Below are 15836 nucleotides of genomic sequence, written 5' to 3'. Positions count from 1 at the left end.
ACTCCTGAGAGTTTCCGTAAGGAAACTTACTTCGAAAAGCATTCTTCGTTAATCCAGTGCGCGGGATTTGATCGTAACTAGCCCTGATGGCTTCCACTGCAGGAACGCAATGATCAGCGTGAACACGATGACCTTGCCGATCGTGGCGCTTGTCGTATATTCGAAGGCGGTGTTCAGCACGCCGATTCCGAGAGCTCCGGCAACGGTGCCGATGATCTTGCCGATGCCGCCCAGCACGACGACCATGAAGGCGTCGACGATGTAATAAGTGCCGATCGTCGGTCCGATCGGGCCGAGCAATGTCAGCGCGCAGCCGGCGATTCCCGCCATGCCGGAGCCGAAGGCGAACGCCTGCGCATCGACGCGGCGCGTAGAAATGCCGAGGCAGGAAGCCATGCCGCGGTTTTGCATAACCGCCTGCATGTTGCGGCCGCCGCGGGTATGATACTGGTAAATGTAGATGACCGTAATACATACGATGACAAGCCCGATGATAAACAACCGCTTATAGGGCAGCATTAAGTCGGCTGTGATAGCCAACCCGCCGTCAAGCCACTCCGGCGCTTTGACCGCCACATTCGGCGCGCCGAAGATTTGCCGCGCAAGCTGCTGCAGCACGAGGCTGACTCCCCATGTAGCAAGCAGGCTGTCGAGCGGCCTTCCGTACAAGTAACGGATGAGCGTCGCTTCCAGCAGCCAGCCGATTGCGAAGGCTACGGCGAACGCGACGCCGAGCGATACGACGAAATACCAGCCGAACACGGGAGCGGGGAGAAATTTTTGAAACAGCTGCTGAATGGTGTAGGCCATGTAGGCGCCGATCATGATGAACTCGCCGTGAGCCATATTGATGACATTCATCAAGCCGAATGTAATGGCGAGCCCCAAGGCGATCAACAGCAGAATGGAGCTTAGCGACAAGCCGTTAAACAATTGAAGAAGCAGTAAGCTCATGAGCCTCATCCTCCGTGATAAAACTGGGGACCGCCCGTTGTAGTAGGCAGCCCCGGTCCAAGGTTTTGTGTATTTTCGTTAGTGCGGTTAAACTGCGACGGTTTCTGAAGATGTGAACCGTTATTTTTTCGTTACTTCTGCGCCCCAAGGGTAAGTTTTCAAGAACGGATCGGGTTTGACCGGCTGGCCGGAATTCCATACTTCCTTGATCATGCCGTCACCCTGAATTTGACCGATACGGACGGTTTTGAATACGTGCTGGTTGTCGCCGTCAATTTTGACTTTGCCGCCCGGTGCGTTGAATTCGATGCCTTTGGCCGCTTCGCGCACTTTATCGACTTCGAAGGAACCGGCTTTTTTCACGGCTTCCGCCCACAAGTAGACGCCGAAGTAGCCTGCTTCGATAGGATCGTCGGTTACGCGGTCTTTGCCGTACTTCGCTTTGTAAGCCTCGACGAACTTTTTGTTCTCCGGCGTTTCCGTCGTTTGATAGTAGTTCCATGCCGTGTAGTGTCCTTCCAGCACGGAGGCGCCGATCCCGCGGATTTCTTCCTCTGCGATGCTTACGGACAAGGTAGTCAAATCTTTGGCGGAGATTCCCGCATCCTTCAGCTGTTTGAAGAACGCTACGTTGCTGTCTCCGTTCAATGTGTTGAATACGACGTCAGGCTTTTCCTTTTTGATTTTGCTGATGATGGTGTTGTAATCGGTATGGCCAAGCGGAGTATATTCTTCAGCGATCAGTGTGCCGCCTTCGGCTTTCAGCTGTTCTTTGATGATTTTGTTAGCGGTTCTCGGGAATACGTAGTCGGAACCGAGCAGGAAGAACTTCTTCCCTTTATTTTGCAGCAGCCAAGTAACGGCAGGAACGATTTGCTGGTTCGTTGTAGCGCCGGTATAGAAGATGTTAGGTGATGCTTCGAGTCCTTCGTACTGAACGGGATAGAAAAAGAGTCCTTTGTTTTGCTCGACAACAGGGAGCACCGCTTTACGGCTGGCCGATGTCCACCCGCCGAAGATGACTGCGGTTTTGTCTTTTTGCAGCAGCTTCTTCGTTTTTTCGGCAAAGGTAGGCCAATCCGACGCGCCGTCCTCAATGATCGGCTTCAATTGTTTTCCAAGCACGCCGCCTGCTTTGTTAATTTCTTCAATGGCCATCATTTCCGCATCCTTAACGGAGACCTCGCTTATGGACATCGTGCCGGTGAGGGAGTGCAAAATGCCGACCGGAATCGAATCGTCCTTGCCCGCCTCCGGCTTCGCATCCGCTGCTGCCGAAGAATTTGCCGCAGGCTTGGATTCAGTAGCGCATCCTGCCAGCAAGGCTGTCAGAGACATGCAGACCGCCATTAATACCGGAATCCCTTTTTTCTTCATTTTGTTGACCATCGACCATCCACTCCTCTTCATATTGTACAGCTTCATCGATAGCTTACCGGTTGAAATTGCAGGGTTGATCTTGATGATCGGTTAAGCGAATCGAGCATGGAGAACGATCCGTTCCGGTACGACGTTCGGTTAATATCCGGTTTCTCTTTTCGTCGAAACTATGGAAAGTTTTCTCACACGACCTATCATAGATCTTGCGTCACTTATATGTCAATATACTTTACATAAATTTTGTTCTCAAGTTTTTGTACGGAAAATCTGGCTACATATTTAAAATATATGTGATATTCCATTCGTGTGAGCCTGAAAAACGGAAAATAAATCCTGAAAGGCGTTATAAAAATTAACGTAATCGGTTTACAGAATCTGAAATAGCGAATATAATAAACGATATGGCAATGGATCATTCGTCTTTTTGTGTTAAGTAATATAACATTATCTTATCTGTTTTGGGTCAAGGAGGCTGTATATCGTGCATTTAACCGAAAGGGAAAAGGAGAAGCTGCTGATTACGGTAGCGGCGGATTTGGCCAGACGAAGGCTGCAGCGCGGTGTGAAGCTGAACTACCCCGAAAGCATCGCTCTTATTACCTCAGAAATTATGGAGGGAGCGAGGGATGGGATGACCGTAGCGCAGCTGATGCAATATGGAACGACGATATTGAATGCCGATCAAGTGATGGAAGGTATACCGGAGATGGTTCACGAGGTTCAGGTGGAGGCTACGTTTCCGGACGGTACGAAGCTGGTAACGGTACATCAACCGATCGGATATCGGAAGTGAAAGGGGCCGGTGAGGAATGATTCCTGGCGAGTACCGTGTTAGGGCGGGAGATATCCAATTAAATATAGGTAAGAAGACATGCAGCCTGATCGTTGTCAATACGGGAGACAGACCGGTACAGGTCGGCTCGCATTATCATTTTTTTGAAGTGAACCGCGGATTGTCGTTTGACAGAGAGGCTGCATTCGGGATGCGGCTTGATATTCCCGCCGGAACGGCGGTCCGGTTCGAGCCGGGCGAAGAAAAGCCGGTGCAGCTTGTGGAATTGGGCGGTGCCAAGCTCTCTTACGGATTGAACGGTCTGTCCAAAGGTCCGGCGGAGCACGGCGCGATCCCTGAAGACGTTAGACAGCGGCTGGAAGCGTGGAAGGAGGGCGTGTAAGCGGATGGTCCAAATGAATCGAAAAGCATACGCCCAAATGTTCGGACCGACAACAGGAGATGCCGTTAGGCTGGCCGATACGGAGCTATGGGCGGAAATCGAGCAGGACTTCACCGTATACGGTGAAGAATGCAAATTCGGCGGGGGCAAAGTCATCCGTGACGGGATGGGGCAGTCGAGCCGCCATACTCGAGAGCAAGGCGTGCTCGATACTTTGATAACGAATGCCGTCATTATCGATCACTGGGGGATTGTCAAGGCCGATATCGGAATCAAGGACGGCATGATCGTCGGCATCGGCAAAGCCGGTAACCCGGACCTGATGGACGGCGTCCATCCGAATATGATCGTCGGGGCCGGCACGGAGGTCATCGCAGGGGAAGGCAAAATTATTACCGCAGGCGGAATCGATACGCACATTCATTATATATGTCCGCAGCAGATCGAGACGGCGCTCGCTTCGGGCGTGACGACGATGATCGGCGGGGGTACGGGGCCGGCGGCAGGTACAAGCGCCACGACGTGCACGCCGGGATCGTGGCATATGTACCGGATGCTCGAAGCGGCCGAAGCGTTCCCTATGAACCTCGGGTTCACAGGGAAGGGCAATGCTGCTTTCACAGAGCCGCTTATCGAGCAGGTGGAAGCGGGTGCCATCGGCTTGAAGCTGCACGAGGATTGGGGCACTACGCCGGCAGCTATCGATGCTTGCCTCCAAGTAGCGGACCGCTACGACGTGCAGGTGGCAATTCATACGGACACGTTGAACGAGTCCGGCTTCGTCGAGGATACGCTGGCCGCTATCGGCGGGCGCACGATTCATACTTACCATACCGAAGGCGCGGGCGGAGGGCACGCTCCGGATATTATCAAAGCGGCGGCGGAGTCCAATGTGCTCCCGTCGTCAACGAACCCTACGCGTCCCTATACGATCAATACGGTTGAGGAGCATCTCGACATGCTGATGGTGTGCCATCATCTGGACAGCCGCATTCCGGAGGACGTTGCTTTCGCCGATTCGCGAATCCGCCCGGAGACGATCGCCGCGGAGGACATTCTTCACGATATGGGCGTGTTCAGTATGCTGAGCTCCGACTCTCAGGCGATGGGCCGGGTAGGGGAAGTGATCATCCGCACATGGCAGACGGCGGACAAGATGAAGAAGCAGCGCGGATACTTGCCGGCGCCTGGAGAACAGGCCGCAGCCGGCGGCACGGAGTCAGCCGCATCCGAGCAGGATAACTTCCGTATCAAACGCTATGTGGCGAAATATACGATCAATCCGGCCATTACTCACGGCGTCTCCCATCTGGTCGGTTCCGTCGAGGTCGGCAAGCTGGCGGATCTGGTCGTATGGAGTCCGATGTTCTTCGGCATCAAGCCGGATCTCGTCCTCAAGGGAGGCATGATCGCTTATGCCCAAATGGGCGATCCGAACGCATCGATCCCGACGCCGCAGCCGGTGTTCGGCCGTCCGATGTTCGGCTCCTTCGGCAAGGCTTTGAACCATTGCATTACTTTCGTATCGCAGGCTTCCTACGATAAGGGCGTGCACAAGGAGCTGGGGCTGCAGAAGCGGATCGAGCCGGTCAAAAACTGCCGCTCCGTAACGAAGAAAGATATGATCCATAACGGAGAGACGCCGGAAATTATAGTGAATCCGGAGACGTATGAGGTCAAGGTGGACGGATCCGCCATTACTTGCGAACCGGCTCACGAGCTGCCGATGGCGCAGCGCTACTTTTTGTTCTAGAAGTCCTTCCAACCGACTTCCGGATATGACGAAAGCAACGGGCAGGAGGGAAGCTCATGAAACAACCGTCCGGCGAGCCGGCGTACTCGTGGCTGACTTACGTTCAGCTGTTGGACTCTGCGCTGCCGATAGGAGGATTCTCCCACTCGTTCGGTTTGGAAACGTTCGTGCAGATGGGAGCGGTACAGAAGCCGGAGCAGCTGCGGCAGTATATCGAGACGATGCTGTTCCACAGCTGGACACCGGTCGACGCTCTCGCCGTCAAGGCTGTATACCAGTACGCTCCGGACGAAGACTGGGAGTCGTTATGGCTTGTCGACCGGATGCAGCACGTGCAAAGGGCGGCTGCCGAGACGAGGGATGGCGTGCTGAAGATGGGCCGGCGGCTGAATCAGCTGGCCCGATCCATCCATCCCGAGCTGCCGTGGGAGCCGCTGCAAACGGCCGTACGCGAGCAGCGCTGCTTCGGGACGCATCCGCTGATCCACGGCTGGATCAGCTACCATCTCCAGGTGCCGCTGGCCATGGCCGTCGAGGGGTATTTGTATACATGTACGATGACATGCATCAACAGCGGACTCCGGCTCATGTCCATCGGTCAGACCGAGGGACAGCGCCTTCTGGCGCAGCTGCTGCCAGTGATTGCTATGGCATGGAACGAAGCGGGGCATTTGGACCCGTTGGAGGACGGCTTCGCCAATGCACCGTCTGCGGAAATTGCCATGATGCGGCATGAAGCATTGTATTCCAGGCTGTTCATGTCTTAAGCGTACAATGCGGGATTTATTTCATACTATTATCTACCTATATAAAGGGAGGCAAACGCCTATGTGTCAAGGAGGAGCGCATCACCATCACCATTGGGAAACACCTGAGCATACTCATCTGGATCGTCCGATGAGAATCGGAATCGGAGGACCGGTCGGGTCCGGTAAAACCGCGCTGGTAGAAAGACTTGCCCGCAAGCTGAACGACCGCTACAGCATCGCAGTCATCACCAACGATATTTATACGAAGGAAGACGCGAACATCTTGATCCGTTCGGAAGCATTGCCTGCCGAGCGCATTATCGGCGTAGAGACGGGAGGCTGCCCGCATACGGCGATCCGTGAAGATGCTTCCATGAACTTCGAAGCGATCGAGGAGCTGGAGCGCCGGTTCTCGCATCTGGATTTGATCTTCATTGAGAGCGGCGGAGACAATCTCGCGGCGGCGTTCAGTCCGGAGCTGGTGGATCGCTTCATCTATATAATCGACGTGGCGCAAGGAGAGAAAATTCCTCGCAAGGGCGGTCCCGGCATTATCCGGTCCGACATGCTCGTCATCAATAAGATCGATCTGGCTCCTCACGTAGGCGCAAGCCTAGCCGTAATGGAAGAGGATACGCGCCGGATGCGCGGGGATCGTCCGTTTATTTTCTCTAACCTGTTCAACGGCCAAGGCCTGGACGACATCGTAGATTGGATCGAGCGGGAATACCGCCATGCCTAGGACAACTGGCCGCGTCTCGGCCGCTTTTCTGGAAGCGGGGGGAGAGACGCGGCTTGGGGACCGGTATCATGCCTATCCGCTCAAAATCGCCAAGGCGTTCCCGTTCGACGACGGACAGCTGGGCGTATATGTCATGGACGCGTCTCCCGGCATTATGTCGGGGGACCGCTATGAGCTCGACTGGCATTTTGGCGAGAATACGAAGGTATATGTTACGAATCAATCGTACACGAAGGTGCACCCCGTCCTTCGCAGCGCAGACGGAAGCTTGGCCGATCAGGCGAGCGTGCAGCGTCAGACGTTAACTCTTGCCCGCGGCAGCGTAGTCGAATATATGCCGGAACCGCTGATGCTGTATAAAGATGCTTATTTTTACAGCGAAACCGAGGTGCGAATGGAGCCGGGCTCTGTGCTCATCCTGTCCGAGACGGTATGTCCGGGCCGTACGCAGCGGGGAGAGCTGTTCCAGTATGGTTTGTACCGAAGCGAGCTTAAGGTCACCTTCGGCTCGGAGCTGATCTTTTGCGCCAAGCAAAGGGTGGAGCCTTCATCACCTACACAAAAGCTGGACGCTATTGGGGCATGGGGGCCTTTTACCCATTACGGAGCTCTCTATGTGTTCTCGGAACAGGTGGATGCCGGCTTTGCCGATCGGGTCCGCGATTATTTAAACCGACTGCTTGGTGTAGATGAGGAAACCGCCGTACCGTTCAGCGGAATGAAGCTGTACAGCGGGGTGAGCCGAACGTACAAATACGGGCTTGTGGTATCCGTTATGGGCTTCAAGGTCTATGAAATTCAGCAATTGCTGGAAGCTATCTGGAAATTTATCCGAAGAACTTATTTTGTCGATACAGATATTCAAATTCGCAAATAATGTCGGTTTTTATTATGCACAGAAATATTGAAATGTCCCGCCGCCTCCGCTGCTCCTTTAGGGCTGGGGCTTTTCTTATGACCGGAACCGGCGCAAATTCTAATGATATCCGCAGCTTTCGCAATCATGTTTAGTACATTCCTTTGTTTTTTGACAAACGGGTGAACTTTGTGATATATCGACAATATTTTGAACTCCCTGCGAGGTTTGTTGTCAAACGGAGTCCGGGTTGATATTATATAGAGGACACGCGAGGAGGACATATAAGTTCCTCCTTCCGTATTGTTTATCGATATAAGTTTCCCTCGGGGGACTTTTTTAAGGGGGCTATAAAGTGGAAGAGCAAATGAGGCTTGATCTATCCAGAGACGGGATGGCGGCTGCGGCGGAAACACATCAAGAACCCACAACAGATCTTGGGCCCGTTACTTGGAGAGATTTTGTTCAGCTTGCCAAACCGGGTATTATATTTTCCAATTCGATCACCGCTTTCGGCGGTTTCTGGGTCGCATCCGGTTGGCACGTCAACTGGCTGCAGCTGTTGTACACGATGATTGGCACCGCATTGGTCATGGCGTCCGGCTGTGTACTGAACAACTACCTGGACCGGGACATGGATGTCAAGATGGCACGGACGCAGAAGCGCGCACTGGCTACCGGCAAAATGTCGCCTAATGTGGTGCTTTGGTACGGTATTATTCTCGGCGTCATCGGGGTATCGGGGCTTTGGCTGCTAGTGAATCCAATGTCCGCACTGCTTGGTATGATCGGCTTGTTCGTTTACGTGTGGATCTATACGGCCTGGTTTAAGCGTACCTCCGTGTGGAGCACCTTCGTCGGCAGTTTTTCGGGAGCTATTCCTCCGGTTATCGGCTACTGTGCCGTCACCCCGCAAATCGACGCAGGCGCGCTGATCTTGTTCGGCATCCTGTTCCTGTGGCAGCCGCCGCACTTCTGGGCGCTGGGCATTCGCCGTATGGAAGAGTACCGCGCAGCAGGCTTTCCGCTGCTTCCGGTTGTTCGCGGCTCTTATGTAACCAAGATCAGCATGATGCGCTACATCGTGCTGATTGTGCCGGTATCCTTGCTGCTGTATGTATTCGGCTATGTCAATGTGATTTTCTTTTATGCAGCTATGATTATGGGCTTGTACTGGGCGTATCTCGCCGTCAAAGGCTTCAAGGCCGAGGACGAAGTGCAATGGGCGAAGAAGATATTTATTTATTCCATCAACTATTTGACGCTTCTGTTCATCATCATGGTGATTACGACGGTGAAAATACCATAAGCATAAGTAGCGTCTGGTTGGAGAACGAAACGTACCCATCCCATGGCAACATGGGATATTTTTTTTGAAGAAAGAAGGGGATGCGAAAATGAGCGCAAATATGCAAAAAAATGGGTTTAAAATCGTAGTCATCGTCGTCTTGCTCGCAATGATTGGCGTATTCAGCTACATGCTGATGAAGGGCAGCGAGGAGAAGATGGGCGTCATTAAAAAAGCGCCGGATTTTAAGCTCGAAAATATCGACGGCAAGCAGGTCGGATTAAGCAGCGATTTGGCGGGGAAAGTAAAGCTGGTCTATTTCTTCTTTTCTACTTGTCCGGATGTATGTCCTCCTACGACGTATTCCCTTTCCAAAGTTCAGGATCAGCTGGTGAAAAAAGGCGTATTCGGCGACAAAACGGCCATTGCATCGATTTCCTTCGATCCTACCAAAGATACGGTCGCTCAGCTGAAGGAGTTTTCCAGCCGGTACCACCCGGATTATAAGGGATGGTATTTCCTGCGGGGCGAAGAAGCGGCAACGATGGATTTGGCCAATAAGTTCGGCGTGATGGTCGTCAAAGATCAGCAGGGTACTTTCAGCCACAACAACGTCATTTTGCTGGTGGACAAAAAAGGCGATCTGCGCACGTATTATAACGGAAATGACGCCGATCTCAACATCGAAAGAATTGCCGATGATATGATCAAGCTGACGAAAGAATAGACGTAACCCTCAAGGAGCTAAGTCATGACGTACTTCACGCATATTTTACTGAACAATGTCATTCCGCTATCGGTCATGGTAGCTCTTGGAGCCGTATTGCACAGGGCCTTCAAGCTCGATATCAAAACGCTGTCCAAATTGAATTTTTATTTATTCTCACCCGCTCTTGTATTTAAAATGCTTTACGAATCGACGCTGACGTTTGGACTTCTGCTCCAGACGCTGGCGTTTTTCGCGCTTTTCTTCATTGCCATGTTTATTCTGGTGGAGATCGTCATCCGCTGGAGGCGGTATAAGGGCGGGATGGTGCCTGCGATGCGCAACAGCGTCATTTTTTATAACAGCGCCAACTACGCCATTCCGCTAAATCAGCTGGTTTTTGTCGGGGATGCATTTACGCTCTCGATTCAAATTATCATCATGATGATGCAGAATTTGCTTCCGAACACCTACGGAATTTACAGCGTTAATGCACATAAGAAGGACACGAAGGAAACGCTGCGGACCATTTTGACGCTGCCGGTCATCTACATCATTCCCATAGCATTTGCTATGCGCTGGCTTCATATTCCGGTACCTGATCCGATCTATGCTCCGATTAATTACATTTCCAACGCTTTTATCGCAACGGCGCTTATTACACTCGGGGTGCAGCTCGGGAATATGAAATGGCAGCTGAAGCTGTCCGATGTTATGCTGTCCAACGTGTTGCGGCTTCTGATCGGACCTGCAGTCGGTTTTCTGATCGTATATTTGATGGGGATCGAAGGAGTGATGGCGCAAGCACTGGTGCTGTCCTGTGCGGTTCCTACCTCGCTTAGCAGCGTGCTGATTGCCGTGGAATACGACAACGAGCCGGAGTTTTCGTCCCAGGTGGTGTTCTCGTCGACAATATTCAGTATTTTCACGGTGACGATGGTCATTTACTTGATGAAGTTCATACCTTAACCTAATTGAATCCGACGTGCAGCCGTCTGCATACTAGCGGTTTATTCGATCGGAAACCCTAAAGCCGCGTCTTGAAGAGGATAAATAATAAATTCCTCTAGGCCGGCTTTTTCCAATTGCTGAATCAAATATTCATCCGGCGTGCCTTCCACACCGGCATAACCCCGCCTTGTATAGATTTGCTCCGCATCAGGAAAAGTATCTCTTAAGATGCCGCGAATTTTTTTACCCGATGAATCGTTGTCCGTGAACAGGTACACTTCGCTTGCCCCGATTTTCTTCTTCAATTTCTCCAGCCGCTCGGTGTTCAAGGACCCGAAGGTGCAATGAATTTCAATGTCGGAGGTCAGCAGTCGCCGTAATCTGCTCCTATCGTTTTTGCCTTCCACAATGATCGCAATGGACAATGAAGCTTCCCCCAATCCGGTTTTTATCTCCTTGTAGTATATCCCGTTTTCGGCGAGGATCCAAGTCGCAGGACGCAGTAATTTCCCAGGAAATGTCGAATTGTTGAGAATACAGTCCATCGTGCTTATATCTGGAGATCGACTCATTGAACGCTTGACGAATATCTTGATTAGACTTATACTATTATTAGTTACTTAATATAAGTAAGTTAATTACCGTTGGCGATATGACATAAAAAGATTTGTAGCTCATGATAAGGAAACTTTACAATGGGAGGCGTTCATGATGAAAATCACCATGTATCCACCGGAGCAGCAAGTGAGAGGCGCTTTTGACGGTGGGAAAATTACGGAGCTTAAGCCCATCGGATTTCCGGGCGAGGGCTCTGCGGTGAAGCGGGTCGGCCCTTTATTTTACTGGGCATGGGCTCATTCCGCGGTGGAAGGGTACATCCCTCTGCACCCGCACCAAGGGTTCGAGATTATTACGTATATGCTGCACGGTCATGCGGAGCATCAAGATACACTGGGGACACAGAGTAAGGTCGCAGCCGGAGGAGCCCAGGTGATGCAAACCGGGTCGGGGGTGTCGCATGCAGAGCGTTTTATCGGGCCTGATGCCGAAGGGTTCCAGATTTGGTTCGAGCCTCATCTTAGCCAAGCGCTTCAACGTCCTCCCGCTTATTATCAATACGAGCATGAAGAGTTTCCGACGGCCGCAGCCGAAGGAGCTGCTGTCAAAACAATCATTGGAGCGGATGCGCCTGTGCAGCTGGTCGCCGACGTTCGGATGTGGGATATCGAGCTCGCAGCCGGCGCTTCCTATACGCATACGCTGCCTGCAGGGCGTTCGTTAGCGGCTTTGGCGATTCACGGAAAAGGACGCTGGGCCTATGAGGATGGCGAAGCGAGCTTCCATCATAAGGATTTCACCGTGCTGGAAGCCGGGGCGGAGCAAGCATCCGAGGTTCGTCTGCATTCCGATGGAGGGGTCCGCATCATCGTCATCGAGGTTCCGACCGAGGTGGATTATCCTTTATACCAAAAGCGGCAACGCTAAATAACCCCACCAAGTGGAGCTTTGTCATCGATGTCCATCAGTTCCTTTTCGGGGAGCACGTATTGACAATATATACGTTAAAAAAACGACCTGACATGTATCTTGTCAGGTCGTTTCAATATAGGAATGGAGAGTGGTTAAGCAGCAGTTCGCCGCTTAGTTGATGAAATTTGCTTTTGTCAGCAATCGGTTTAGCATTGTAGCGGATTGTGCACGAGTTGCTTGCTTGGAAGGCTCAATCGTAGTGTCGGTCATACCGTCTACGATGCCTGCTTCGATAGCAACGGCCAATTCGTTTTGTGCCCAAACGATTTTGCTGGAATCCTTAAACTTCGCAAGAAGCTCGGATTGACGATCAGCGGATACGTCCGGTTTAGCACCTGCGTAAGCAAGAGCGCGAACTACCATAGCAGCCAGTTCTTCACGGCTGATTGCTTGGTTTGGTTTGAACGTGTTGTCTTCGTAACCGTCGATGATTTTAGCGTTGACTGCCGAAGCCACAACGCTTGCATACCACTCGGAAGAAGAAACGTCCTTGAAGCTGCTGCTCGCAGCTGCGGATTGATCAAGGCCAAGCGAACGAACTACCAATGCCGCGAATTCGGCACGAGTGATGTTACGCTCAGGCTCGAAGGAAGTGTCAGTCACGCCGTCAACGACGAGCTTGTTAGCCAACAGGTTGATGTAGGATTGTGCCCAGTGACCTTTCACGTCCTCAAAGCTTTTGCTCAGCTCGATTACAGTATAGATGCTGTTGCTGTTACGCTTGATTACCGCTTCGTTCGACTCGTTGGAAGAGGAGAACAGAGCAGGCACGAAGCTCAGCTTTTGCGTGTTCGGATCGTACACAACCGCTGTTGCCGTACCCGGATTTACGGCTTTGGACAATGGCAATGTGCGGCTGATGTAGTTGTTGCCCAGATCTACGGCTTGCGTTTTGTCGCCGGTGCCGACAGCTGACAGGTTGAAATCAACCGCACCGCTTACTACCGTAGCGCCCAATGCTGTAGCAGCATTTTTAATGCCGTTAACAGCTGCTTCGTTTGCTGCACTGATAGAAACTTTGATTTTCATGTCGTCTACACTCACAGAGAGCTTGCCGGCAAGATCATCAAGCTTCAATACATGGATAGGAAGCATGTAGGAGCCTTTGTCGTTTTTGATTTTCAGCGCTTTTTTAGTGTCGCCTGTGAACTTCGCAAGCACTTTGGCTGGAATCAACGCAACGTCGCCGCTCAGAACCAGTTCAACGATGTCGTTGTTGTTCAGAGCGTTTTCCAGCGTGTAGGCATCAATGGAACCGTCGGAAGGCACATTGATGGATGGGCCGGAGATGATTCCGCCGCCACCGCCACCACCACCGCCGCCGCCAGGACGACCGCTATTGGAGTTGTACACGGTGTAGTATACGGAATCCGTTACTTTTTCTTTAAGTTTCAAATAAGAATAGCTGGAAACGTTGTTTAAAGAGAAATCGTACGTGTATACGCCGTTATAAACGCTGTATGTAGCGCTGGATGCGGTACCGACGTAATTGCCGTTCGGGTCATACAAGTATACTTGTGCGTTTACAGAGTATACATCGGAATACACCGAACCTGAAACTGAGTTGTTGCGGTAAACGACATCTTTAAAGCCTGTCGCCGCAAAAGCCAATACGGGCAGTAATGCCGAGATGAACATCATCAATACGGTTACTTGCGCCGTCTTTTTGAAGACAGCTGGCTTCATGGATCTTTCACTCCTATCTCTGCATGGACTAAGATTTGTACTGCCGCTGGATTCCTTCATGGAACGGATTTCACCTCCTTCGCATTTGAGTTTCACTTTACACATGTTCGAATGGGATTCACGGTATATGTCCGTCTATCCTTGGTTGAAAAATAATGAAATGGATAAATTGACAAAATTGTGAAGTCCCGTTCTGCATAAGCTTGTCTTACCCGAGAAAAATACGGTTGAAACAGCTGCAATACAGCTTGCCGGACATAGTAAAAAAGCCGCCCGGAGAACGGACGGCTTTGCTTGAAACGTTAAATTAGTACACGAAACCGCGAAGTACGATAACCAGAAGGATGAACAGTACCAAAATGATGGCAGCGGAAGTCCAACCACCGTATCCTACGTCTCCCATTCCGACTCTCTCCCTTCAACTAAAGAGTTGTCATCCGACATACTGTATAATATGTGGAAGGCAAAAAACGGTATGTGCGAATACCCATCCGCTGCAAATATCGTGTACTCGCCATGGGATGGCAAATATCATGCAGGGACATGCGGGGAGGCGGCTCTTCCCGTAGGGTGCTTATGCCTGAACCGGCTTAAAGGCTTTAAGCGGGAGCATGCAGAGCGCCAGCATTAAGCCGACAAATGCGATAAAATAAGGGGAAGTATGACTTCTTATATGACCGGCAACAATGGGTCCTATAAAGGCTCCGATCGAATAGGATATCGACAAAAAAGAAAATACCCGTCCGTAGCGGTTGGCACTCGTCACGCTTGCGAGCAGAGAGGCGATGGCGGGGAAAATCACTCCTTTGGCCATGCCGATCAGGAACAGCGATACATAGAGAGGAAGCGGCCAGCTCACCGACATGCCGAAAAAAACTAGAGCGAGCGCGAGACACCCCGTCGTCGTACGGAGCAGAGGCGAAAAGCGGTTGATGAACAGCATGCTCAGCGTAACCAAAGCGCCCAGACTGACGACGGAGAACAACAGGCCCGACGTCATGATCGATCCGCTCGCTTCTTTCATTAAAGGGAGCTCGAAGAACAGAATGCCCTGCGAACAGGACAGGCCGAGCGGGATGACGAAAAACAGCCAAGGGACCGGCTCATCCAATGCGCCGGCTTGCTTCTGGTTTTTGAGCGCAGGGACGTTACTGTCTCCATGTACGGGAGGGAACAGCTGAGCGGCGGCCAGCGTATACTGGCGTTCTTTTACACCGAAGATGGCCAGAACCCCCGTGATGATGAGAATCCATCCGAGAACCGTGAACGATAGCGCAAAACCTAGCTTGGCTACCAGATAGGCGCCGACGGCAGGGCTCAAGACCGAGGCCATCGTATGAACGAGCCCGTTGCCCGCCATCAGCTTGCTTTGCTGGACATTATCTCTGGCGATTTTGGCCAAAAGCGAGAGACATGCCGGGGATAAGAAGGCCAGCACGAATCCGCTGACGGATCGAATGTAAAGAAGCTGCCACGGATCGGTAACGCGGGATTGAACTAACAGCACGATACCTGCTACAATCAGGCTAGACACAATGAATCGTTTGCTTCCATACTTATCTACTCCGTAGCCTGCCAGCAAGTTGCCGGGCAAATGCGTTATGGAGTAAACGCCCAATATAAGCCCGATAAATGAGGGAGCAGCCCCGAGCGAGATGGCAAACGGAGACAAGATTGGGTACTGAGCATGCAAATCGAAAAAGGCTACGAACATAAATAAATATAGCCATATTGCGGTTTTCAACATCATCACCTCGAACCTCATGTTTGTCTAACGCGTGGACACGATTGCCTTATCATTACTTTTACGTGACAAGCCGTACGGTTAGTACCATTATTTTGCAGCCCGGGGGCGTAGCGGTTTGTGTTGGAACCTATTTGAAAGAAAGGCGGTTGTTTGTGGACCCGGTCATCATTGCGATTTTGGGAGTTATCGCCATCGCCGTGCTGTTCCGCTTGCGGATGACTTACCGAAAAGCGAGAGACACGGATAAGTCGGAGGAAATCCAAAGGAAGCTCGCGGAGCTGCGGCGCAAAAGAGAAGAAGAGTAAGTTTCGTTACCTAT

Annotated in this window: 17 protein-coding genes; 11 read left to right on the top strand and 6 right to left on the bottom strand. The window is 51.7% G+C overall.

Going from position 1 to position 15836, the window contains the following annotated elements:
• Positions 1-48: 48 nt before the first annotated feature.
• Together urtB and urtA are read right to left on the bottom strand one after the other, a co-directional pair.
• Positions 49-954, bottom strand: coding sequence for an urea ABC transporter permease subunit UrtB (gene urtB / locus DVH26_RS29460; RefSeq protein ID WP_239628449.1), 906 nt, complete (start codon positions 952-954; stop codon positions 49-51).
• A gap of 120 nt (positions 955-1074) precedes the next feature.
• Positions 1075-2343 carry an urea ABC transporter substrate-binding protein gene (gene urtA, locus DVH26_RS29455; RefSeq protein ID WP_379462109.1) on the bottom strand — a complete coding sequence of 423 codons (1269 nt, stop codon included), beginning with the start codon at positions 2341-2343 and terminating at the stop codon, positions 1075-1077.
• 472 nt (positions 2344-2815) lie between these two features.
• Here urtA and DVH26_RS29450 point away from each other — a divergent pair, with 472 nt between their 5' ends.
• From DVH26_RS29450 to DVH26_RS29410, 9 genes are all read left to right on the top strand, one after another.
• Positions 2816-3127 (top strand): urease subunit gamma, encoded by a 312-nt coding sequence (locus DVH26_RS29450; protein WP_239628446.1) that lies wholly within the window; start codon positions 2816-2818, stop codon positions 3125-3127.
• A gap of 16 nt (positions 3128-3143) precedes the next feature.
• Positions 3144-3509 carry an urease subunit beta gene (ureB, locus tag DVH26_RS29445; protein ID WP_239628444.1) on the top strand — a complete coding sequence of 122 codons (366 nt, stop codon included), beginning with the start codon at positions 3144-3146 and terminating at the stop codon, positions 3507-3509.
• 4 nt (positions 3510-3513) lie between these two features.
• Positions 3514-5262, top strand: coding sequence for an urease subunit alpha (ureC, locus tag DVH26_RS29440; RefSeq protein WP_239628442.1), 1749 nt, complete (start codon positions 3514-3516; stop codon positions 5260-5262).
• Positions 5263-5318: 56 nt separating this feature from the next.
• The gene (locus DVH26_RS29435; protein WP_239628440.1) at positions 5319-6029 is read left to right on the top strand and encodes an urease accessory protein UreF; all 711 of its coding nucleotides are present in this window, start codon (positions 5319-5321) and stop codon (positions 6027-6029) included.
• Between the two features lie 61 nt (positions 6030-6090).
• Positions 6091-6753: an urease accessory protein UreG gene (ureG, locus tag DVH26_RS29430; RefSeq protein WP_239628438.1), complete on the top strand. Its 663-nt coding sequence runs from the start codon at positions 6091-6093 to the stop codon at positions 6751-6753.
• Positions 6746-7630, top strand: coding sequence for an urease accessory protein UreD (locus DVH26_RS29425; RefSeq protein WP_239628436.1), 885 nt, complete (start codon positions 6746-6748; stop codon positions 7628-7630). Before ureG ends, DVH26_RS29425 begins: the two co-directional genes overlap by 8 nt.
• A gap of 334 nt (positions 7631-7964) precedes the next feature.
• Entirely contained in the window at positions 7965-8918 is a 954-nt protein-coding gene (gene cyoE / locus DVH26_RS29420; RefSeq protein WP_239628433.1) for a heme o synthase, read from the top strand.
• Positions 8919-9006: 88 nt separating this feature from the next.
• Positions 9007-9624, top strand: a complete 618-nt coding sequence (locus DVH26_RS29415) for an SCO family protein (protein WP_239628431.1) — start codon at positions 9007-9009, stop codon at positions 9622-9624.
• A 24-nt stretch (positions 9625-9648) separates the two neighbouring features.
• Positions 9649-10572, top strand: coding sequence for an AEC family transporter (locus DVH26_RS29410; RefSeq protein ID WP_239628429.1), 924 nt, complete (start codon positions 9649-9651; stop codon positions 10570-10572).
• Positions 10573-10613: 41 nt separating this feature from the next.
• Here the strand turns inward: DVH26_RS29410 and DVH26_RS29405 are convergent, their stop codons facing one another.
• Positions 10614-10979 (bottom strand): toprim domain-containing protein, encoded by a 366-nt coding sequence (locus DVH26_RS29405; RefSeq protein WP_239635533.1) that lies wholly within the window; start codon positions 10977-10979, stop codon positions 10614-10616.
• Between the two features lie 286 nt (positions 10980-11265).
• On the opposite strand from DVH26_RS29405, the gene DVH26_RS29400 reads away from it, so the two are divergent.
• The gene (locus DVH26_RS29400; RefSeq protein ID WP_239635532.1) at positions 11266-12039 is read left to right on the top strand and encodes a pirin family protein; all 774 of its coding nucleotides are present in this window, start codon (positions 11266-11268) and stop codon (positions 12037-12039) included.
• Between the two features lie 156 nt (positions 12040-12195).
• On the opposite strand, the gene DVH26_RS29395 is transcribed toward DVH26_RS29400, so the two are convergent.
• The 3 genes from DVH26_RS29395 to DVH26_RS29385 form a co-directional block, all read right to left on the bottom strand.
• Positions 12196-13770, bottom strand: coding sequence for an S-layer homology domain-containing protein (locus DVH26_RS29395; protein ID WP_239628427.1), 1575 nt, complete (start codon positions 13768-13770; stop codon positions 12196-12198).
• Positions 13771-14077: 307 nt separating this feature from the next.
• Positions 14078-14173, bottom strand: coding sequence for a YjcZ family sporulation protein (locus tag DVH26_RS29390; RefSeq protein WP_239628424.1), 96 nt, complete (start codon positions 14171-14173; stop codon positions 14078-14080).
• 171 nt (positions 14174-14344) lie between these two features.
• On the bottom strand, positions 14345-15514 hold the full coding sequence (locus DVH26_RS29385) for an MFS transporter (protein WP_239635531.1): 1170 nt from the start codon (positions 15512-15514) through the stop codon (positions 14345-14347).
• A 44-nt stretch (positions 15515-15558) separates the two neighbouring features.
• On the opposite strand from DVH26_RS29385, the gene DVH26_RS29380 reads away from it, so the two are divergent.
• The gene (locus DVH26_RS29380; protein WP_239628422.1) at positions 15559-15822 is read left to right on the top strand and encodes a hypothetical protein; all 264 of its coding nucleotides are present in this window, start codon (positions 15559-15561) and stop codon (positions 15820-15822) included.
• Positions 15823-15836 lie beyond the last annotated feature (14 nt).

The organism is Paenibacillus sp. H1-7, from assembly GCF_022354825.1.
Taxonomy (GTDB): Bacteria; Bacillota; Bacilli; order Paenibacillales; family NBRC-103111; genus Paenibacillus_S.
Note: the sequence above shows the minus strand (reverse complement) of the source record. Positions and strands in the feature narration are given on the sequence as shown.

Coding starts and splice junctions, on each gene's coding strand:
- urtB (WP_239628449.1), bottom strand. CDS start 954: ATGAGCTTACTGCTTCTTCAATTGTTTAACGGCTTGTCGCTAAGCTCC.
- urtA (WP_379462109.1), bottom strand. CDS start 2,343: ATGGTCAACAAAATGAAGAAAAAAGGGATTCCGGTATTAATGGCGGTC.
- ureB (WP_239628444.1), top strand. CDS start 3,144: ATGATTCCTGGCGAGTACCGTGTTAGGGCGGGAGATATCCAATTAAAT.
- ureC (WP_239628442.1), top strand. CDS start 3,514: ATGGTCCAAATGAATCGAAAAGCATACGCCCAAATGTTCGGACCGACA.
- DVH26_RS29435 (WP_239628440.1), top strand. CDS start 5,319: ATGAAACAACCGTCCGGCGAGCCGGCGTACTCGTGGCTGACTTACGTT.
- ureG (WP_239628438.1), top strand. CDS start 6,091: ATGTGTCAAGGAGGAGCGCATCACCATCACCATTGGGAAACACCTGAG.
- DVH26_RS29425 (WP_239628436.1), top strand. CDS start 6,746: ATGCCTAGGACAACTGGCCGCGTCTCGGCCGCTTTTCTGGAAGCGGGG.
- DVH26_RS29415 (WP_239628431.1), top strand. CDS start 9,007: ATGAGCGCAAATATGCAAAAAAATGGGTTTAAAATCGTAGTCATCGTC.
- DVH26_RS29410 (WP_239628429.1), top strand. CDS start 9,649: ATGACGTACTTCACGCATATTTTACTGAACAATGTCATTCCGCTATCG.
- DVH26_RS29400 (WP_239635532.1), top strand. CDS start 11,266: ATGAAAATCACCATGTATCCACCGGAGCAGCAAGTGAGAGGCGCTTTT.
- DVH26_RS29395 (WP_239628427.1), bottom strand. CDS start 13,770: ATGAAGCCAGCTGTCTTCAAAAAGACGGCGCAAGTAACCGTATTGATG.
- DVH26_RS29390 (WP_239628424.1), bottom strand. CDS start 14,173: ATGGGAGACGTAGGATACGGTGGTTGGACTTCCGCTGCCATCATTTTG.